This is a genomic window from Mesorhizobium sp. RCAM 06353 (assembly GCF_059683585.1).
The window spans coordinates 4,392,535-4,410,883 of sequence record NZ_CM185031.1; the positions used below are offsets into that span (position 1 = coordinate 4,392,535).

19 protein-coding genes and 1 pseudogene are annotated in these 18,349 nt (G+C 65.2%); 2 read left to right on the plus strand and 18 right to left on the minus strand.

Going from position 1 to position 18,349, the window contains the following annotated elements:
* The first annotated feature begins 8 nt into the window (after positions 1 to 8).
* Positions 9 to 962, plus strand: a complete 954-nt coding sequence (locus AC56QX_RS21130; RefSeq protein ID WP_497110373.1) for a LysR family transcriptional regulator — start codon at positions 9 to 11, stop codon at positions 960 to 962.
* Here the strand turns inward: AC56QX_RS21130 and AC56QX_RS21135 are convergent.
* The 13 genes and pseudogenes from AC56QX_RS21135 to AC56QX_RS21195 form a co-directional block, all read right to left on the minus strand.
* A complete protein-coding gene (locus AC56QX_RS21135) occupies positions 910 to 1,134 on the minus strand; it encodes a DUF2274 domain-containing protein (protein WP_497110374.1) in 225 nt (74 codons plus the stop codon). The two genes, AC56QX_RS21130 and AC56QX_RS21135, sit on opposite strands and share 53 nt — an antisense overlap.
* Positions 1,135 to 1,137: 3 nt before the next feature.
* Positions 1,138 to 2,337, minus strand: a complete 1,200-nt coding sequence (locus AC56QX_RS21140) for a TraB/TrbI/VirB10 family type IV secretion system protein (RefSeq protein WP_497110375.1) — start codon at positions 2,335 to 2,337, stop codon at positions 1,138 to 1,140.
* Positions 2,334 to 3,380, minus strand: coding sequence for a P-type conjugative transfer protein TrbG (gene trbG / locus AC56QX_RS21145; protein ID WP_497110376.1), 1,047 nt, complete (start codon positions 3,378 to 3,380; stop codon positions 2,334 to 2,336). The genes AC56QX_RS21140 and trbG overlap by 4 nt, the downstream gene beginning before the upstream one ends.
* Positions 3,377 to 4,060, minus strand: coding sequence for a conjugal transfer protein TrbF (gene trbF, locus AC56QX_RS21150; RefSeq protein ID WP_497110377.1), 684 nt, complete (start codon positions 4,058 to 4,060; stop codon positions 3,377 to 3,379). The genes trbG and trbF overlap by 4 nt, the downstream gene beginning before the upstream one ends.
* The gene (gene trbL, locus AC56QX_RS21155; protein ID WP_497110378.1) at positions 4,060 to 5,421 is read right to left on the minus strand and encodes a P-type conjugative transfer protein TrbL; all 1,362 of its coding nucleotides are present in this window, start codon (positions 5,419 to 5,421) and stop codon (positions 4,060 to 4,062) included. The genes trbF and trbL overlap by 1 nt, the downstream gene beginning before the upstream one ends.
* Before the next feature lie 4 nt (positions 5,422 to 5,425).
* Complete coding sequence (gene trbK-alt / locus AC56QX_RS21160) at positions 5,426 to 5,710, minus strand: putative entry exclusion protein TrbK-alt (protein WP_497110379.1); 285 nt, start codon at positions 5,708 to 5,710, stop codon at positions 5,426 to 5,428.
* Between the two features lie 9 nt (positions 5,711 to 5,719).
* Positions 5,720 to 6,481: a P-type conjugative transfer protein TrbJ gene (gene trbJ / locus AC56QX_RS21165; RefSeq protein WP_497110380.1), complete on the minus strand. Its 762-nt coding sequence runs from the start codon at positions 6,479 to 6,481 to the stop codon at positions 5,720 to 5,722.
* Positions 6,478 to 8,933 (minus strand): annotated as a pseudogene (gene trbE / locus AC56QX_RS21170) (conjugal transfer protein TrbE). Before trbE ends, trbJ begins: the two are co-directional and overlap by 4 nt.
* A gap of 22 nt (positions 8,934 to 8,955) precedes the next feature.
* On the minus strand, positions 8,956 to 9,237 hold the full coding sequence (locus AC56QX_RS21175) for a VirB3 family type IV secretion system protein (RefSeq protein WP_497110381.1): 282 nt from the start codon (positions 9,235 to 9,237) through the stop codon (positions 8,956 to 8,958).
* Positions 9,237 to 9,587, minus strand: a complete 351-nt coding sequence (locus AC56QX_RS21180; protein WP_497110382.1) for a TrbC/VirB2 family type IV secretion system protein — start codon at positions 9,585 to 9,587, stop codon at positions 9,237 to 9,239. Before AC56QX_RS21180 ends, AC56QX_RS21175 begins: the two co-directional genes overlap by 1 nt.
* Positions 9,550 to 10,596: a P-type conjugative transfer ATPase TrbB gene (trbB, locus tag AC56QX_RS21185; protein ID WP_497110383.1), complete on the minus strand. Its 1,047-nt coding sequence runs from the start codon at positions 10,594 to 10,596 to the stop codon at positions 9,550 to 9,552. The genes AC56QX_RS21180 and trbB overlap by 38 nt, the downstream gene beginning before the upstream one ends.
* 172 nt (positions 10,597 to 10,768) lie before the next feature.
* Complete coding sequence (locus AC56QX_RS21190; protein WP_497110384.1) at positions 10,769 to 11,215, minus strand: ribbon-helix-helix domain-containing protein; 447 nt, start codon at positions 11,213 to 11,215, stop codon at positions 10,769 to 10,771.
* Between the two features lie 9 nt (positions 11,216 to 11,224).
* Entirely contained in the window at positions 11,225 to 13,216 is a 1,992-nt protein-coding gene (locus AC56QX_RS21195; RefSeq protein ID WP_497110386.1) for a conjugal transfer protein TraG, read from the minus strand.
* 257 nt (positions 13,217 to 13,473) lie between these two features.
* Here AC56QX_RS21195 and AC56QX_RS21200 point away from each other — a divergent pair, with 257 nt between their 5' ends.
* Positions 13,474 to 14,091, plus strand: coding sequence for a LysE family translocator (locus AC56QX_RS21200; RefSeq protein ID WP_497110387.1), 618 nt, complete (start codon positions 13,474 to 13,476; stop codon positions 14,089 to 14,091).
* Positions 14,092 to 14,130: 39 nt separating this feature from the next.
* On the opposite strand, the gene AC56QX_RS21205 is transcribed toward AC56QX_RS21200, so the two are convergent.
* From AC56QX_RS21205 to AC56QX_RS21225, 5 genes are all read right to left on the minus strand, one after another.
* Positions 14,131 to 15,903 carry a relaxase/mobilization nuclease domain-containing protein gene (locus AC56QX_RS21205; protein WP_497110389.1) on the minus strand — a complete coding sequence of 591 codons (1,773 nt, stop codon included), beginning with the start codon at positions 15,901 to 15,903 and terminating at the stop codon, positions 14,131 to 14,133.
* 250 nt (positions 15,904 to 16,153) lie between these two features.
* Positions 16,154 to 16,915, minus strand: coding sequence for a lytic transglycosylase domain-containing protein (locus AC56QX_RS21210; protein ID WP_497110390.1), 762 nt, complete (start codon positions 16,913 to 16,915; stop codon positions 16,154 to 16,156).
* A 4-nt stretch (positions 16,916 to 16,919) separates the two neighbouring features.
* A complete protein-coding gene (locus AC56QX_RS21215; RefSeq protein ID WP_497110392.1) occupies positions 16,920 to 17,258 on the minus strand; it encodes a DUF736 domain-containing protein in 339 nt (112 codons plus the stop codon).
* A 45-nt stretch (positions 17,259 to 17,303) separates the two neighbouring features.
* Positions 17,304 to 17,849 (minus strand): S26 family signal peptidase, encoded by a 546-nt coding sequence (locus AC56QX_RS21220; RefSeq protein WP_497110394.1) that lies wholly within the window; start codon positions 17,847 to 17,849, stop codon positions 17,304 to 17,306.
* Positions 17,846 to 18,340, minus strand: a complete 495-nt coding sequence (locus AC56QX_RS21225) for a DUF2840 domain-containing protein (RefSeq protein WP_497117835.1) — start codon at positions 18,338 to 18,340, stop codon at positions 17,846 to 17,848. Before AC56QX_RS21225 ends, AC56QX_RS21220 begins: the two co-directional genes overlap by 4 nt.
* Positions 18,341 to 18,349: the final 9 nt, after the last annotated feature.

The following is an 18,349-nucleotide window of genomic DNA, read 5'->3' on the forward strand; positions in this document are numbered from 1 at the left end:
AGTCCCTAATGGCGATTGAACTGCGCCATCTGCGGTACGCTGTCGCGGCCGCGCACTATGGCAGCTTCCGTCGCGCGGCGGAGGCGCTTGGCGTCAAGCAGTCGTCGCTCAGCCGCCGCATTCGCCAAATGGAGGACCGCTTGGGTGTCGCGGTGTTCGAGCGATCGAGCAGCGGCGTGCGCCTGACATTGGCCGGCACCGAAATCCTGCGCACCTCCCGGCATCTGGTCGATGGGCTGGACCACATGATGGCGTCGGCCAAGGCCGCAGGCAGGGGGGAGGCTGGCCGGCTGGCCATCGGCTTCTACACCTCGCTGTCGGCGGGGAACTTGCGCGCGAGCTTGGTGGAACATGCGCGACGATTTCCGCAGGTGGAAATCCGTGCGGTCGAGGGAGCACGGGCGAGTCTTATCGTAGGCTTGGAACATGGCACGCTCGACGTTGCCATCGTCACCGGCGAGCCGGCAGTTCGCGACGGCGGAGCAATGGCCTTGTGGGGCGAACGCATCATGGTCGCGCTCCCGGAGAGCCATTCACTGGCAGCGAACGAGACAGTCTATTGGACCGACCTCAGAGGCGAAACCTTCCTCCTGAGCGAGCGCGATCCCGAACCGGAACTCCGGGACATTTTACTGGCGAAACTGGCTTCGCCCGGCGTCCAGCCTAAGCTTGTCACCCAAGACGTCAGCCGCGAAAGCATAACGAGCCTGGTGGGTGCCGGCTTCGGGGTCAGCCTGACATGCGAGGCTGCCATCGGCGCCAGTTACGTTGGCGTCGTCTATCGCGATGTGCAGGACGGTAGGGGACCGAGCCGGATCAGCTACGCCGCCTGTTGGCAGAGCAACAACGACAACCCGGCGCTGGCGCACTTCCTCAAGCTGTTGGAAGAGCGCTATCCCCCGCTGCCAACTAGGGCTGCCGAATCCGCCGCGCCTTCGCGAACGCCCGATCCGTCGCCATGAAGCGCTCGATCATCGGCGCGATCAGCCTGGCCGGTTCGCCAACGGGCTGGCCAGTCTCCCGGCCGAGAACCTCGGCATAGGCGATGAGGTCGCGATGCAGGGTGGCCGGCAGTTCGATCGAGATCTTGACCGGCTTGTCGTCGGCAATGGCCCCAAGTTTCAGCTTCGCCATGGATCACCCTCCATAGGGTTCGAGGACGAGGTCGCGGGTGACGATCACGCGGACGGGGAAGCCTGGCCGGATGGTGAGCGTCGGCTGGACCGAGAGTTGACGCCGGACGATCTGCTGGCCGGCATCATTGATCGTGTCCTGCGCCCCTTCGCGGACGGCACGGAGCAGCCGTTGATCATCGTCGATCGCCAGTTCGGCCCCGACGCTGAGCAAAGTCGACAGGCCCGCCGCCTTGGCCAAGTCCCACCAGTGATAGTCGACGCCATCCTCGAGACCGGCATAGCCCTCGGCGTCGGCGCCGGGTTGCCGCTCCAGCACGATGGACCTACCGTTCGGCATGATGACGCGGTTCCAGACCAGGAGGACGCGGCGCTGACCGAAGCCGACGCCGCTGTCGTACTGACCGATCAGCCGCGCGCCTTGCGGGATAATGAGAATGTGTCCCGTCGGACTGTCATAGACGTTCTCGGTCACCTGCGCGGTGATTTGGCCGGGCAAGTCGGAGCGGATGCCGGTGATGAGGGCCGCCGCGATGATGGAGCCTGCCTGCAAGACGTAGGGCGAGGCTGGTTCCGCAACGCGATCGGGACTAACCGTGCGGCGGTCGACGGCCGCGTTGAGGAAGGCGGCCTGCCTCTCCTGCGCGATGGGGGTCGCAGGCTGTGGGGCGAGGCCAAGGCTCGCGAGCGTCGGTGCCTCCATTGCCGGCGTTTCGCCTGACGCGGGCGCCGGCATGGGAGTCACAGACCGCGTTTCGGTGCCGGCGAATAGCCGGCTCGTCCGGGCGGATTCGATTTCCTGGAGCCGGCGCTGTTCCTCGGCGCTGACGCCTTGGACGGGCTGACCACGGTTCTGTGAGTTGAGTATTGGACGCCCCAGATCTCCTGGAAGCGGCGGCCCCAATTGCGGAACATTGGGTTGCGGCACGCCGGAATAGTCGCGCGGCAATCTGGCGAGTCCGTCCGCCGTGGTCCGGTTGTCGGTCGAGTACAGTTCGTCGTTGGCGGGGCCCCTGTGACGCGTCTGCAGCGCGTAAATCAGCGCGCCACCAATGCCGAGGCTGGCGACCAGGCCGAGCCCGGCCAGCACACGCCGCGACAGGCGGGTGACGCGTGGCGCCTCCCCACGCAGGCGCATGGGCGCGGGACCAGGTGCTTCGCCACCGACCGGCGGGCGTCCTTCCTCTTCCCGGTCCTCGCTCATGACGCGGGCCTTCCGTCGGTGCGGACGATCCGGACGCGCTGTTGCTTGCGGCCGCTGCCGAAGCGCAACTCGGCCGCGGCAAACAGGCGGTCGACGATCATGTGATTGCCGCGGACGCGGTAGTTCACGAGTTCGGAGGTGTCACCCTCGGGGCCGACGATGAACAGTGGCGGCATTTCGCCTTGGCCGATGCCGCGCGGGAATTCGATAAAGACCTGACGGCCGTCGTCAAAGGCACGCAGTGGCCGCCACGGTGCGCGGTCACCTTCGATCGAATAGCGGAAGTTGATCGACGCGAGATCGACTCCGGTGGCGACGGGCTGAGCGGCCTCGGCTCGCGTGTTCTGCCGGCGCAGGGCGATGAGCTGGTCCTGCGGATATTGCCAGGAAACCGATGCCATGTAGGTCCCCGTCGTCGAGCGCAGCTCCATGTGATAGGTGCGGCGATCGGTGTTGATAACGAGATTCGTCGTCAGGTCCGCACGGGTCGGCTTGACGAGGATGTGGATCTGCCGCGTTCCGCCTGAGCCGCTTTCGGTATCGCCGATCACCCAGCGCACAGTGTCGCCGGCGGCGACTGGACCGGAGCCGACGAGCTGCTCGCCGGGCTGCAGGGCGACGTCGGTGATCTGTCCGACGGCGGTATAGACCTGATAGAGCGCGCCCTGCGTGTAGGGATAGACCTGCATCGCGTTGATAAAGCCGTCCCGCACAGGCTGCATGCGCGCGGCGGCGTTGGCCTGGTTGACCCGGGCGGTGGGCTCGGCCGGTTCCGGTGTTCGACGTGTTTCCTTGACCGGCTTCAACTGGCCCGGCAAGGGCAGGGGACGTGCAAGTTCGACCACCTGGACAGGCGCCGCCGGCTCGGCCCTGAGCACAGCGGGCTGTGGATCGTCGTAGGAGATCTGCGGCGGCTTTTTGGTGGCGCAACCGCCAAGCGCCGTTGCGGAGAGCAGCACAAGCGGAAAGACGGATTTACGGAAATGAGGAAATCCGACTTTCGCCGGAGCTGGCCGGCTGGATCTACGAACATGAGTGATCATTGGCCAAGCTCCTTCGACCAGTTGATGGCGTTGACAAAGACGCCGAGAGGGTTCTTGCGCACCCGCTCGGTGTCGCGCGGCGGCTGGATCACGACGGTAAGGATGGCGGTCCAGCGCTCGGTGGATGCGAGCGAACCGTCCTGATAGCGGCGCTCCACCCAGGCGACGCGGAAGCTATCCGGCGAGGCGCGGATGACGCTCGACACCTCAACTGCGATTTGCTGCTTGCCGACCTTGGAGAAGGGTTCGTTGGCGCGGGCATAGTCGTTGAGCGCCAGCGCGCCGTGGTCCGTCGTGAAGTCGTAGGCCCTGAGCCAGTTCTGGCGAACGATAATCGCATCGGCGGGAATTGAGCGGACTTGTTCGATGAAGCGCGCCAGGTACCAAGCGATCTGCGGATCGGTCGGGCGGTAATCCGTGACGGCCGGCTCGACCGCCTGTGCCTGGCCGAGCCGGTCAACCTGCACCACCCAGGGAACGATCGTCCCGCGCCCCGATTGCCAGACGAGCGCCGCCGCGAAGCCGCCGGCGAGCAGCAGTGAGCCAAAAGCCATCAAGCGCCAGTTCTTCGCTTGGACGCGCGCCGAGCCGATCCGGTCATCCCAGACCTGGGCAGCCTTTTGGTACGGCGTCTCGGGTTCGGGTGTCTTGCCGTAGTGGGTGGACGGTCGTTTGAACATTAGCGGTCCCCTTCGGAGAGATTGATGGATGAGCCACCGCCATGGGCGTCGCCCGATCGGACGGCGTGGCTGACTGCCGAGACCCCATGGCTGACCGTCTGGGAGCGCTTCATGCGCTTGGCCCAGGCGGGCGGCGTCGAGGAGCCTGCTGCATGGGAAGGATCGTTCGCGGCATCAGCGCCGCCGCCGATCGTGCCTTCAGTCGATGTGCCGCCAGTGGCCTCGAAGGCGGCCTTTGCACCACTGGAAAAGCTCTGCGCCATGCTGTCGGCAGTGCGGGACGCGGCGCGCCTAAGCGGCGATGTGGCGGCACTGGCACCGGCGCGGGCGACGCCGCCGAGGGCTGAGGCAACGCCGGCTGCGCCCGTCTGGCCCGCAGACGCAAGGCTATAGGAATTCGCGGCTCCGCCGGCGAGCGTGGCGCCACCACGCGCAGCGGTCGAGGCACCACTCGACACGGCGTTGATGCCGCCTGCCGCCGCGCCAAGGACGGCTCCGCCCGCCATCATCATGCCGCCGGCAGCCAGACCCGTGCCGACAGCGGCGCCGGCGCCGAGTTGCGGCCCGCCGGCGACGAGGCCATTGGCGATGCCGGGACCAAAGATGCCAAGGCCGAGCAGCGCGAGCGCGGCAAGCACGATCGCCATGGCGTCGTCGATGGTAGGCGTTGCGCCGCCGAAGCCGGCGGTGAATTCGGAAAAGAGTGTCGAGCCGATCCCGATGATGACTGCGAGCACCAGCACCTTGATGCCGGAGGAGATGACATTGCCGAGCACCCGCTCGGCCATGAAGGCGGACTTGCCGAAAAGGCCGAAGGGGATCAGCACGAAGCCCGCCAGCGTGGTGAGCTTGAACTCGATAAGGGTGACGAAGAGCTGGACCGCCAGGATGAAGAAGGCGAACAGCACCAGCGCCCAGGCGAGAAACATGCAGGCGATCTGGATGAAGTTCTCGAAGAACGACCAGTAGCCCATCAGGCCGGAGATGGAGTCGAGCAGCGGCCGGCCGGCGTCCAAACCTGTCTGGGCGACCTTGCCGGGGCGCAGGAGATCCGCGGTCGAAAAGCCGGTGCCGGACGCTTTGAGGCCGAGGCCGGCGAAGCTCTCGAAGACGATGCGGGCGAGACTGTTCCAGTTGCCGATGATGTAGGCGAACACGCCGATGAAAAGCGTCTTCTTGACAAGGCGGGCGATGATGTCGTCGTCGGCGCCCCACGACCAGAACAGGGCGGCCAGCGTCACGTCGATCACAATCAGCGTGGTGGCGATGAAGGCGACCTCGCCACCGAGCAGGCCGAAGCCGGAATCGATGTAGCGGGTAAAGACTTCGAGAAAGTGATCGATGACGCCGGTGCCACCCATGAGGCTATCGGGCCTCCGGTCGATCGATCGCCGACGGCGCGGGCGCGAGGAAGCGGCGGCGGTTCTCGGCCCAGATGCGTAGGCATGCGGGATCGCGCGTGCCCGCTTCGCCAAGCTCCTGGCACCGGATCAGCTCGCCGCGCAACGGATCGGCGCTGCCCGCCTCCGATTGGCCGACCGAGGGGATCGCGGAGCGATCTTCCTTCCGGGTCAGCTCGAGCGCGGTCGCCACTACGGCGACCGCGACGAACACGACCGCGCCCAGCCGGGCGAGCATCTTTCCGTCCATGACTTTGCCTCAGTCGCCGTTCTGGAACATGCGGGCGTTGCCCGGCTGGTAGCCGGCGCCCGGCGTCAGGAAGCGGCGGCGCTGCTCGCGGCCCTGTTCGGCGGCCGCGGCCTGCTCTGCCGATTGAAGCGCCTGCGCCCGGCCGTTCGCGGCGACCACGGCGGTCAGGTCGGCCAGTTGCTGCGCCTGGAGGCCGAGAAGCTGGTTGCCGGCCTGCGCCGCCTGCAGCGCGCCGGTGGCACCCTGGCTCTGCCCGATGAGCGCGGACATCTGGGTCCGGTTGGTGTCGATGTTGCCGACGACGCCGGCTTGCACGCGCATGGCGTCCTGGAGGCCGTCGACCGTGTTCTGCCAACGCTCGCGAGTTCCCGCGATCAACTCCTGGTCCGAATCCGAGAGCGCGGCGCTGCCGTAGGTTGTCTGGAACGCCTGGTCGATCTGCTGGACGTCGAAAGCGATGTTCTGCGCCTCGGAAAGGAGTTGCTGCGTCTTTTGGACAGACTGCTGCAGCTGCTGGAGCGAGGAGAAAGGCAGGCTGGCGAGGTTGCGGGCCTGGTTGATCAGCATCTGCGCCTCGTTCTGGAGCGAAGTGATCTGGTTGGTGATCTGCTCCAGTGCTCGGGCGGCTTGAAGGACATTCTGCCCATAATTCGTTGGATCGAAGACGATGAGCGCGTAGGCTGATGTCGTGAGCATCGGCGATAGCACAATGGGCGCGGTCACCAGGGCCGCCGCGAAACGCGCAATGCTGGAAGAGGAACGGTTAATCATGGTTGGGTTGTCTCCTGGGTTTGGGGACTGAGGTTCGTGAGATCGGGGATGAGGTCGGCCGCCCACGCGACGCCATGTGCCCGAAGCCAAGCGGGCACGAAGCCATCGCGACCGGCCTCAGCGAGGACGCGTTCGATCGCGGCCTGGTCCGTCTTGGACGAGGTGGCGGTGAAGGCGAGGGCCACCTCGCCGAGCCCCAGCTCGAACAGGCGATTGCCGCGGCGGCTCTGGCAATAATAGTCGCGCTTCGGTACGGCTCGCGCGAGGATCTCGATCTGGCGGTCGTTGAGGCCGAAGCGCCGATAGATGGCGGTGATATGCGGCTCGATCGCCCGCTCGTTCGGCAACAGCAGACGCGTCGGGCAGCTCTCGATGATGGCAGGCGCAATCGCGCTGCGGTCGATGTCGGAGAGTGACTGCGTGGCGAAGACGACGCTTGCGTTCTTCTTGCGCAGCGTCTTCAGCCATTCGCGGAGCTGGCCGGCAAATCCCTCGTCGTCGAGCGCGAGCCAGCCTTCGTCGACGATGAGCAGAGTGGGACGACCGTCGAGGCGGTCTTCGATGCGATGGAACAGATAGGATAGCACGGCGGCCGCCGCGCCCGTGCCGATCAGCCCTTCGGTCTCGAAGGCCTGCACGGACGCCTCGCCGAGCCGCTCGGTTTCGGCGTCGAGCAGCCGCCCGTAAGGTCCACCGACGCAATAGGGTCGAAGGGCCTGTTTCAGGGCCGATGACTGCAACAGCACGGAGAGGCCAGTGAGTGTGCGTTCCGCCACAGGGGCCGATGCCAGCGAGGTCAGCGCCGACCAGAGATATTCCTTCGCTTCCGGAGTGATGACGACGCTCTCCCGCATTAGGATCGCCACGATCCAGTCCGCGGCCCAGGCGCGCTCGGGTGTGTGATGGATACGTGCGAGCGGCTGGAGAGAGACAGACGCCGCGGCGCCATCGGTTAGGTCGCCGCCAAGGTCATGCCAGTCGCCGCCCATGGCGAGCGCCGCCGCACGGATCGAACCGCCGAAGTCGAAGGCGAAGACCTGTGCTTGGCTGTAGCGCCGGAACTGCAGGGCCATCAGCGCCAGCAGCACCGACTTGCCGGCGCCGGTCGGGCCCACGACGAGGGTGTGGCCGACATCGCCGACATGAAGAGAAAACCGGAACGGGGTCGAGCCTTCGGTCCTGCCGAAGAGCAGGGGGGCGCTGCAAAATGCTCGTCCCGTTCCGGCCCCGCCCACACCGCCGAGAGCGGGATCATGTGGGCGAGATTGAGGGTGGAGACCGGCGGTTGCCGGACGTTGGCGTAGACCTGCCCCGGCAAACTGCCGAGCCAGGCGTCCACCGCGTTGATCGTCTCGGTCATCGCGGTGAAGTCGCGGCCCTGGATCACCTTCTCGACAAGGCGCAGCTTCTCTTCGGCGATACGGGGATCGTCGTCCCAGACGACGACAGTTGCCGTGACATAGGCTTGCCCGATCAGGTCGGAGCCAAGTTCCTGCAGCGCGAGATCGGCGTCGGCCGCCTTGTTCGCCGCATCGCTGTCGACCAGCGTCGACGCTTCGTTGGTCATCACCTCCTTGAGGATCGCGGCGATCGACTTGCGCTTGGCGAACCATTGCCGCCGAATCCGGGTCAGCAACTTTGTCGCGTCGGTCTTGTCGAGCATGATTGCCCGCGTCGACCAGCGATACGGGAAGGCGAGCCGGTTCAGTTCGTCGAGGATGCCAGGTGTGGTCGAGGTCGGGAAACCGACGATAGTGAGGATGCGTAGGTGCGAATTGCCGAGCCGCGGCTCGAGGCCACCAGTCAGCGCCTGGTCCGCCAGCAACGCGTCGAGATACATCGGGATCTCGGGCACGCGCACGCGATGGCGCTTCGTCGAGACCGTCGAGTGCAGGTAGGTCAGCGTGTCGGCGTCATCGAGCCATGCGCATTCGGGCATGAACCCTTCGACGAGTTGCAGCACCCGGTCGGTGCGATCGACGAAGCCGCGCAGGATCGCGCGGGCATCGACGCCGCTCTGTGCCTTGCCCTCATAAAGCCAGCCCTCGGCGCGTGCGGCGTCCTCGGCCGGCGGTAGATAGAGGAAGGTCAGGTAGTAGCTGGACTCGTAGTGCGCGCCTTCTTCCTCGAAGTCGGCCTTGCGTTCGGCGTCCACGAGGGCGGACGCCGGGTCGGGAAACCGGCTCTCTGGATACCATTGTGCCGATACCCGGACGGCCTCGACGAAGATAGCCCAACCGGAGCCAAGCCGGCGGAAAGCATTGTTGAGGCGTCCAGCGACCGCGACCAGTTCGGCCGGCACCGAAGATTCAAGATCGGGTCCGCGAAAGCGCGCGGTCCTTTGGAACGCGCCGTCCTTGTTCAGGACAACGCCTTCGCCGACGAGGGCTGCCCAAGGCAGGAAGTCGGCCAGATGGGAAGACGCGCGGCGATATTCGGCAAGGTTCATCATGGCTGGCTCAGATCCTTGTCTCTCAGACGTTCAAATGACCGGGGATGCGCAAATGCCGGCGCACAACATCGACGAACATCGGGTCGCGCTTGGCGGCCCAGACGGCCGCGAAATGGCCGATCGCCCAGAGCATCAGGCCGACCAGCCAGAGCCGCAGGCCGAAGCCGAGCGCTGCGGCCAGCGTCCCGTTCAGGATCGCCACCGAGCGCGGCGCGCCGCCAAGCAGGATGTGGTCGGTCAGTGCGCGGTGGACCGGGGCGGTGAAGCCCGGAATGTCGCCGCCATGGTCGAAGACGCCGTCCATCAGATGAGCGCCCCGCCGCCGAAGGAGAAGAACGACAGGAAGAAGGAACTGGCAGCGAAGGCGATGCTCAGCCCGAAGACGATCTGGATCAGCCTGCGGAAACCGCCCGAGGTGTCGCCGAAGGCCAGCGTCAGGCCGGTGACGATGATGATGATCACCGCAAGGATCTTGGCGACTGGCCCTTCGACGGATTCGAGGATCGACTGCAGCGGTGCTTCCCACGGCATCGAGGAACCGGCGGCATGGGCTGGCGCGATCATCGTGGCCACAACGAAAACGGTTGCTGCGGTCGTGGAAAGCAGGCCGGCAATCTTATGGATAGACGATGAAGTGAAGCGGATCGGGTACATTCTGAGACTCCGTGGAGGACTGGGGATTCGCGCTTGTTTTGGGGTCGTGTTTGGCGTCGAGCGTGCGGTAGTCGCCGGTAGCAGGATCCAGCCCGTCTACCCAGGCGAGTTCGGCGAGACGGCGGTGCGAGCCGCGACCGGAAAGCACGGCGACCAGATCGATGGTCTCGGCGATGAGCGCGCGCGGCACGGTGACGACAGCTTCCTGAATGAGCTGCTCCATCCGTCGGAGCGCGCCGAGGGCGGTTCCGGCGTGAACGGTGCCGATGCCGCCGGGATGTCCGGTGCCCCATGCCTTGAGCAGATCCAGCGCCTCGGCGCCGCGGACCTCGCCGATGGGAATGCGGTCGGGCCGCAGGCGAAGCGACGAGCGAACCAGGTCGGAAAGCGAGGCGACGCCGTCCTTGGTGCGCAGCGCGACCAGGTTCGGCGCGGCGCATTGCAGCTCGCGGGTGTCCTCGATCAGCACCACGCGATCAGATGTCTTGGCGACCTCGGCCAGCAGCGCGTTGGTGAGCGTGGTCTTGCCCGTCGAGGTGCCGCCGGCGACGAGGATGTTCTTGCGGGCCGCGACGGCCGCGCGCAGGACCTCGGCGTGGTCGGCCGTCATGATGCCGGCGTCGACATAATCGCCGAGGGTGAAGACGGCGACCGCGGGCTTGCGGATGGCGAAGGCCGGGGCCGCTACGACGGGAGGCAGAAGCCCCTCGAACCGCTCCCCCGTTTCAGGCAGCTCGGCCGAGACGCGTGGACGACCGGAATGAACCTCGGCGCCGACATGGTGGGCGACGAGCCGCACGATGCGCTCGCCGTCCGCGAACGACAGCCGCTCGCCCGTGTCGGCGAGCCCGTGAGAAAGACGATCGACCCAGAGCCGCCCGTCGGGGTTGAGCATGACCTCGACGATTTCGGGGTCTTCCAGAAACCCCGCTATCGCCGGTCCCAGGGCCGTGCGCAGCATGCGCGCGCCCCGGATGATCGCCTCGGATTGTTGGTGAGAAGCCGCCATGTCGTCCCCTTCTTGCCAAAGGACCGCAAAGGCGGCGCTGGCATCGGGGATGATTAGAAGAGGCAGGAATTAGAGGCTGGCAACAACTACAATGTGGCGTCGCAGCCTGGCGTATAAAGACAGGGAAACGGCGGGACGTCGGAATACTTGGCATCCGCCTCGCGAAGACTATTCAGCCGGCCGTCCCCGACTCGTCGGGATCTTTGGTCGGCGGGAGGTTGCCGATGTCGTCGGGAATTTCCCGAAGAAAGCTCTGTCCCTTCTGCAGGCGCCGGCCCAGCGCTTCGATGAACCCCTCAAAGCGCTCACGGCCCTTGATCTGGGCCGCCGCCTGGGCGTCGGTCGGCAATGGCGGCGTGATGGTCAGCCAGAAGCGGACGAACAGCGCTAGCGTCTCCGCGGTAACACCGAGATCGCGCTCCATGCGCTGTACCTGTCGCGAAAGCCGGTCGAGGCGGCGGGCGAAAGCGGCCTCGCGCCGGTCGGCGCCGTCCGGCGACAGGAAGGAGGCGACTGCCGCCTCCACGATCGCCGAGCGTGAGAGCTTCTTGCGGTCGGCAAGCTCGGCGATCTGTCTCAGCATTTGGGGCGGGAAATAGACGTTCATCCGGTCGCGCATGGTCGAGCCTCACATCTCGATGCCGTCGTTGGGATCGAGCGCCACCTGACGTGCGACCCCGCGCATCTGCTGGCGCAGGATGCGGCCCTGCCGGGCAGCATCTTCCGGCTCGTCGTCGGCGATGATGGCGAACTCTTCCTGCGGCCTCGGCCCACTGGTCTCCCTGGCGATAGCGACGTGATCCGGGAGTTCCGGTTCGCGCCGCAGGCCCCCATTGGCTTCGTCCTGCTTGGCCTTTTCCGCCTCGGCCAGAAGCCTGGTGGAAGCCTGCGGCGAGGCAAGCGCGGACCAGTTGTCCTTTCGTGCTGACTGGACGCTCTTCACCGGATCTGGGGGCGGCAGGACGCGCTCCTTGAACCGCCCGTCCTCGTAGTAGCGGGCCTTTTTCGCGCGGATTGGCGGCGTGCCCGCCACCATGACGATCTCGTCGCTGGGCGGGAGTTGCATCACCTCGCCCGGTGTGAGCAAGGGTCTCGCCGTTTCCGAGCGCGACACCATGAGATGCCCTAGCCAGGGCGACAAACGATGCCCGGCATAGTTCTTCATCGCCTTCATTTCGGTGGCGGTGCCCAGCGCGTCCGAAACACGCTTGGCCGTCCTCTCGTCGTTGGTCGCGAAGCTCACGCGGACATGGCAGTTGTCGAGGATGGAGTTGTTCGCGCCGTAAGCCTTCTCGATCTGATTGAGCGATTGCGCGATGAGGAAGGCCTTTAGACCGTAGCCCGCCATGAAGGCCAAAGCGCTCTCGAAGAAATCGAGCCGGCCGAGCGCGGGAAACTCATCGAGCATCATCAGGACGCGGTGGCGGCGGTCCTTCGCATGAAGATCTTCGGTCAGGCGCCGGCCGATCTGATTGAGCACCAGGCGGATGAGCGGCTTGGTGCGCGAGATGTCGGACGGCGGCACGACGAGGTAGAGGGTCGCCGGCCGCGGGTCGGCGACGATGTCGGCGATGCGCCAGTCGCAGCGGCGCGTCACCTCGGCAACAACAGGGTCGCGATATAGGCCGAGAAACGACATCGCGGTCGAGAGAACGCCAGACCGCTCGTTGTCGGATTTGTTCAAGAGCTCGCGCGCCGTTGAGGCGACGACAGGATGTGGGCCGGTCTCTCCGAGATGCGGCGTCGTCATCATCGCCGCCAGAGTGGTCTCGATCGGCCGCTTTGGGTCTGACAGGAATCCCGCAACGCCGGCCAGCGTTTTGTCGGGCTCGGCGTAGAGTACGTGCAGGATCGCCCCGACGAGCAGCGAGTGGCTGGTCTTCTCCCAGTGATTGCGCTTTTCGAGCGAGCCTTCGGGATCGACTAGCACGTCGGCGACATTCTGGACGTCACGCACCTCCCACTCGCCGCGGCGCACTTCGAGAAGCGGGTTGTAGGCGGAGGACTTCCTGTTCGTGGGATCGAACAGCAGCACCCGCCCGTGCTTGGCGCGAAAGCCTGCAGTGAGCTGCCAGTTCTCACCCTTGATATCGTGCACGATGGCCGATCCCGACCAGGTGAGAAGCGATGGCACGACGAGGCCGACGCCTTTGCCGCTTCTCGTCGGCGCGAAGCACAGGACATGTTCTGGCCCGTCGTGACGGAGATAATCGCGATCGAGCGTGCCGAGTACCACGCCGTCAGGGCCGAGCAGACCGGCGGACTTGACCTCATTCGGTTTCGCCCAGCGCGCCGATCCGTATGTCTCGACGTTCTTCGCCTCGCGCGCCCGCCAGACCGACATGCCGATCGCCACGGCGATGGAGATAAAGCCGCCAGAGGCGGCGATATAGGCGCCTTCGACGAAGATCGGCGGCGCACAAGCGTCGTAGAAATACCACCACGCAAAGAATGAGGGCGGGTAGTAGACCGGCACGCCCGCCAGTTCGAACCATGGCGCGCCGAGCTGCGCCTGGAAACCGAGCCTCCACGCCGTCCACTGCGTTGCCGCCCAGGTCGTGGTGAGCACGATCAGAGAGACAATGGCGATCTGGCCCCAGAGGATTCTCGTTGCGGACAAGTTCATCGCTCCTCGATAGGTATGCCATCAAGGTCGGTGGCGGGTGCTGAGGATTACAAGCTGCCTCCGTTGGGGGTCGTAGACTCGGCGATACTAGAGTGAAAATACAGGAAAAAGCGTCGGGGGCGGCGAGGTCAGTTTGCGCTTGGAGCGGACGATCCCGATTTCTTTAAAGTGCGATTCCATATATTGATGTGGTACCGACCTGCGCGATAAGCTCGTCTGGAAGAAGATTATTGTCATTGAGGAGACGTCTGATGACGCTTGCAGGGTTCGCAACATATTCCGTTGCACTTGCGATCGCGGCAGTCATTCCGGGCCCGCAGATTGTAGCTCTTGTTGCCCATGCAATGAGTTCGGGTTACCGCCGGGCGTTCTGGATGACTGCAGGTATGGTCATTGGCGACGTGCTGTATCTTTCAGCAGTTCTCGCGGGGCTGGCATACATCGCCGAGTCGTTCAGTATTCTGCTGATCGCGATCAAGTGGGCGGGAGTCGCATATCTCTGCTGGCTCGCTGTCCAGTTCTGGAGGGCCGGCAACGTTGTTCATGAGGTTGGTTCGCGAAGCCGAAATGACCGCCGATCGAATGCGCTGATCTCCGGAATTTTGGTTACCCTGGGCAATCCCAAATCCATCCTTTTCTATGTTGCGCTCCTGCCAACAATTATTGACTTAGATGCGATTGGCACATCCGACGTCATCATCTTGCTCGGTTTGACCACCGTCATTTTGTCTCTTGCCCAATTGCCCTTTGTCATCCTGGCAGCGAAAGCGCGAAACGTGTTGCGGACGCCACGTGCGCTTAAGATCTTCAACCGAGCGGCTGCGGTAACGATGGGTGGCGCCGCAGCTACGATAGCGACCCGGACCTAACGGCTTAATGCCGGTATTCCTCATTCGACATTTGGAGACCTACAACCCGAGTCCCCGTTTGCGGCCGAAGCCCCATTCGATGCCGCCGCCATGCCTGACGATGCCAGCAATGTGCTTGCCGAGTTTCTTCTCGAGTGGCGGCGACCACGGCACGAGTTGGAAGCCGAGGCCGTCGTCGATCATCGCGAAGCGCCCGGACGTGAGCGTCAGGTGCTGGCGATAGACGCCGGTGACATGATCACCGGCTGTCGCCTTGATGTGCGGCAGGCCGGTCTCGGCCGAGAGCCGCGCGGCGGCGGAGTCCAACTCACGGCGGGTCAGGGTGTTGAGGAGATCGCGCTGCAGGATGATGCGCTGGCCTTGTCGTCGGGCGATCCCCTCCTCGGCGAGATGGTCTGCACGGGCTGTCATGGCGTCGCGCACCTCGCGGCCGAAACCGCCCATCGAAAGCGACATCGGCTCGCGCTCGACAAGGCGATGATCCAGCCATGTCGCGCCCGGCGCGGTGATTTGGCACTTCAGGTCGAAGTCCGAGCGATTGGCGAGCACAAGCGTCGGTTGTTCGTCCTTCGGCCCGCCAAAGCGGCGAACCTCGACGATGCCGCCGATCGGCGGTGAGTGCTCGAACGCCTCGATGCTGCCGAAGCGGACGTGGTGCGCGCGACCGTCGATGCCGTCGATCACTGCGTAGGCTTCGCCGGTCAGTTCGTTCTGAAGGCCCTTGGCGACAAGCCGGCCGATGATGGGCGCGCCTGTCGCGCCCACGTCGATGACATAGTCGGCGATGCCGCGATCCTGGCCGCGCTCGGTGAACGCGCGGTGCATCGTCTTGATGATGTCGCCGCGCATGCCGAGGTCGCGGAGCGACCGTTCGGCTTCAAGGCCGATCATCCATTCTCCGGGACGGGCCGCGGTGGCGAGGCCCATCTTCTCCAAATGCTGGACCCGGCCGATCAACAGGCGACGGCTTTCGGGATCGGCGGCACCGGTCGCTTGCGGGCGCAGGTCGATATACCCGGCTTCGTCGGCGGCGGCGCGGATCTCCAAATCCAGCCGCGTCCAGCGCTCGGCCGTGATCTCCTTCTCCAGCGCGTTGCGGATTTCGTGCTCGGGTCGGGGTCCGAGCTCGATCGACACCAGCTCCTCGGCGCGCGAGCGCAGGCCGCGGCTGATGTAGTCGCGCGAGATCACGAGGTCCGCGCCGGTGTCGTCGATGCCACGCACGAGCAGATGGACGTGCGGGTTGTCGGTGTTCCAGTGGTCGACGGCGACCCAATCGAGACGCGAGCTGAGGTCGGATTCCATCTGCCTCGCAAGGTCGCGCGTGAAGGCACGCAGGTCCGTCATCTCGCCGGCGTCCTCGGGCGAGACGATGAATCGGAAATGGTGGCGGTCGTCCTTGGAGCGGTCGGCGAAGGCTGTGTCATTCGCGCGGTCGCTGCCAGCGTCGAACATCACCGCCTTCTCACTGTTCCGGGTCACGCCGTCGCGCTTCAGATAGGACAGATGTGCGGACAAGGGGGCGGAGCGAAACGCCTTGCCCGTATGCCGGGCAATCCGCGCCGCGACGACGACACGTCGGCTAGAGGAGAAGAGCCGGTTCCGGCTGAAGTTGATCCGGCCGCGCCCGAAGTTGGAGCGGCCCAGAACGGGCGAACGGCCGCTCCTCGGCGTTGAACTGAACGCGCCATCGGTATGGCCGGCGCGCTTGGCGGCCCGCAGCACCTGGTTGACGAAACTCTTCGCCTTCGGCGCGCGGGTGCCGCGGATGCGTCCTGGCCGGAGGCGAAAGTCGCTGTCCCCGTTGCTCATGGCCAGTCTACCAATGAAGGTATTAGGCGAGCAGTGCCGGAAATAGCGTTGAAATCATTGGGGAAACTCTCAAGCGCGGCACGCGCGCCGACCGACAGGCACGCCGGAAAACAAGCCATATCAATGGCTTGGATGACGACCGGCGAGCCGCTTTTATCTTGCCGTCCTAAGCTCGTATTTCCTCGCCACTCCTCTAATCCCGTCCTCCCTCCGCTACTCCACGCCGGTCTGCTCGATCCTTCGAAACTCGTCATCGCGGGCCTCCAGAGCCGGGACGGGCGCTGAACAGGCCAACGGACAGCGGTGAGGTGGCCGAGAGATCATGTGCGGGACTTGCCGCCGGAACAGCATCGATATGGCCATCTGGCGGTACAAGATCGACAGCCGGCGTGTGTTCGGACTTGGCAGAGAACAGCGGTGCGCGCGTCCAGTCATTGCGCTCGACGGCCTCGGCTACGAAAGGGCGATCGATCTTTCCGCCTCCGACAAGTGGCGCGAGTGCAGCGACGTAGGCCCGCGTTTCGGCTGGTAGCGCGCGTCGGCCCGCGAGGTAATCCTCGTAGCGGCCAGGCCCAGCATTGTAAGCGGCGAGGAAACCCGGAGAGCCATAGCGGTCGTGCATCTCGCGCAGATATGCTGCGCCCGCCAGGATGTTGTCGCGCGGGCTGAAAGGATCTCTGCCGAGCCGGTGGCGAAGACGAAGCTCTGCCCATGTGTCGGGCATGATCTGCATCAGCCCTATGGCGCCAGCTTTTGAGATCGCCTGGGCGTCGCCTGTGCTTTCGGCGCGCATGACGGCGCGTATCCAGCTCTTCGGGATGCCGAACCGCTGCGACGCCTCGGCGATGATAGCCGCATAGGGATCGCCGGCAGTCGTTCGTTCGATCGGCGCATTCTGCGCGACCGAGGCGGGCGGCAAGGCAGCGATCGAGAGAAGGCCGGAAAGAAGGAATGCGCCGCAACGGGCGAACTTGGGAAGGCTGGCGGCGGCGCGGTGACGGGAGGTCGACATGGCCTCACTCTCGCTCGCCGCGCTTGGGCGCACGGCTCCAGTGCAGCCACCACGACGCATTGTCGGCGTCCGATCGGAACAGGTTTGCCCGGATTGGCTGCGTAAAGACGGGATCGTCGAACAGCAGTGAGACGTATTCGCCGGCCTTCTCTCCGGTGCGCTTCCAGCCTGCGCCGACCTCGGGTCCGTCGCCGTCCTCGCCGATGTGGATGCGAAAATCCGGCGCCTTTTCGGGGTCCGAGGGCTCGGCTGGAACGAGGGCCAGTTGCAGGTCGAGGGTGAGCGTGCGGACGCGGCCGGAATATCCGGACTTCGTGCGGGTGAACTCGCCGATCTGTGACATTTCTTTGCTCCTTTCTGCGATGGGCGTTTGAAGGTTCGGGCGCGATCACTGGGCTGGAGCGCGCCATTCGTAGCGGCCGGTCGTGTCCTGCTTGGTCCACAGCGGCGTTGCGCGGCCAATGATCGAGCTGGCCTTGATCGGCCCGAAGTAGCGGCCGTCAAGGCTGTCGCGGACGTGCGCATTCATGAGGAAGAATTCGCCGCTGACGATGCGCCGGCAGCCCTGCCAGACCGGCAGTGGTCGGCCCATGCGGTCACGCTCGAGCGCCTTACCGATCTCGATTCCATCGACAGTGATGGCAAGACCATTGCGACAGACTTCCGGCCCTGGAAGGCCGGCGACGCGCTTCATCAGCGGCACGCCGCGCGGCAGGTAGCCGTTGTCGGCAAGGAAGCTTGCCAGTGGTTCGGGAGCAACGACAGCGACAAGATCGCCAACAGTAAGCCGCACCGCGGGGCTGACGCGGTACAGGCCAATCGGTGTGCTGGCTGACGCGTTCCAGATCAGCTTCGGCGCGACATGGACAAAGGAAAGTCCGCCGATCGCGAGCACGGCGAAATATGTGGTCATGACGTAGCCGAACCGCGTCATGGTTCGGCCCTGCGGCGCTGGAGCCAGGCGTGATGACGCTCGCGGGTGTAGGAGCGTGGCTCGTGGCCGGCGTTGAGGCGGTTGTGGATGTGTCGCCAATGGTCGGGTGCGACATCGACGGGATCAATGCCGAGCGCCTCGATGGCGTCGATGGCCTGCAGCACGCGCTCGACCTTCGGCCAGCTGTCGACTTTCAGCAGGATGTCGCCACCGGGTCTAACGAAGGGCAGCGTCTGGAACGGTTCGCCGTCACGAACCGCGCGCAGGATATCAATACGCGAGATGATCGTGCCGAAGTCGTTCGCCGCCCAGCGGACGAAGGCGAAGGTCGTGTTGGGCGCAAACCCGACGACACGGTGGCGCTGGTCGAGAACCTGCTCGTGAACCTTGTGGCCGAACCTGATCCAGTGCTCGATCCTCTTCTCGATCCAGGTCAACTCGACGAGGGTTGTGGATGGTGTGGCGACGTCGGGCTGTCGGCCGCCGCGCATTCGAGGCGT

Excerpts from the sequence above, each read along its gene's own strand:
- AC56QX_RS21130 (WP_497110373.1), top strand. The coding sequence starts at position 9 with ATGGCGATTGAACTGCGCCATCTGCGGTACGCTGTCGCGGCCGCGCAC.
- trbF (WP_497110377.1), bottom strand. The coding sequence starts at position 4,060 with ATGTTCAAACGACCGTCCACCCACTACGGCAAGACACCCGAACCCGAG.
- AC56QX_RS21190 (WP_497110384.1), bottom strand. The coding sequence starts at position 11,215 with ATGCGCGACCGGATGAACGTCTATTTCCCGCCCCAAATGCTGAGACAG.
- AC56QX_RS21135 (WP_497110374.1), bottom strand. The coding sequence starts at position 1,134 with ATGGCGAAGCTGAAACTTGGGGCCATTGCCGACGACAAGCCGGTCAAG.
- trbG (WP_497110376.1), bottom strand. The coding sequence starts at position 3,380 with ATGATCACTCATGTTCGTAGATCCAGCCGGCCAGCTCCGGCGAAAGTC.
- trbL (WP_497110378.1), bottom strand. The coding sequence starts at position 5,421 with ATGGGTGGCACCGGCGTCATCGATCACTTTCTCGAAGTCTTTACCCGC.
- AC56QX_RS21200 (WP_497110387.1), top strand. The coding sequence starts at position 13,474 with ATGACGCTTGCAGGGTTCGCAACATATTCCGTTGCACTTGCGATCGCG.
- AC56QX_RS21215 (WP_497110392.1), bottom strand. The coding sequence starts at position 17,258 with ATGTCACAGATCGGCGAGTTCACCCGCACGAAGTCCGGATATTCCGGC.
- AC56QX_RS21175 (WP_497110381.1), bottom strand. The coding sequence starts at position 9,237 with ATGGACGGCGTCTTCGACCATGGCGGCGACATTCCGGGCTTCACCGCC.
- AC56QX_RS21220 (WP_497110394.1), bottom strand. The coding sequence starts at position 17,849 with ATGACGCGGTTCGGCTACGTCATGACCACATATTTCGCCGTGCTCGCG.
- AC56QX_RS21140 (WP_497110375.1), bottom strand. The coding sequence starts at position 2,337 with ATGAGCGAGGACCGGGAAGAGGAAGGACGCCCGCCGGTCGGTGGCGAA.
- trbB (WP_497110383.1), bottom strand. The coding sequence starts at position 10,596 with ATGGCGGCTTCTCACCAACAATCCGAGGCGATCATCCGGGGCGCGCGC.
- trbJ (WP_497110380.1), bottom strand. The coding sequence starts at position 6,481 with ATGATTAACCGTTCCTCTTCCAGCATTGCGCGTTTCGCGGCGGCCCTG.
- AC56QX_RS21205 (WP_497110389.1), bottom strand. The coding sequence starts at position 15,903 with ATGAGCAACGGGGACAGCGACTTTCGCCTCCGGCCAGGACGCATCCGC.
- trbK-alt (WP_497110379.1), bottom strand. The coding sequence starts at position 5,710 with ATGGACGGAAAGATGCTCGCCCGGCTGGGCGCGGTCGTGTTCGTCGCG.
- AC56QX_RS21225 (WP_497117835.1), bottom strand. The coding sequence starts at position 18,340 with ATGCGCGGCGGCCGACAGCCCGACGTCGCCACACCATCCACAACCCTC.
- AC56QX_RS21180 (WP_497110382.1), bottom strand. The coding sequence starts at position 9,587 with ATGTACCCGATCCGCTTCACTTCATCGTCTATCCATAAGATTGCCGGC.
- AC56QX_RS21210 (WP_497110390.1), bottom strand. The coding sequence starts at position 16,915 with ATGTCGACCTCCCGTCACCGCGCCGCCGCCAGCCTTCCCAAGTTCGCC.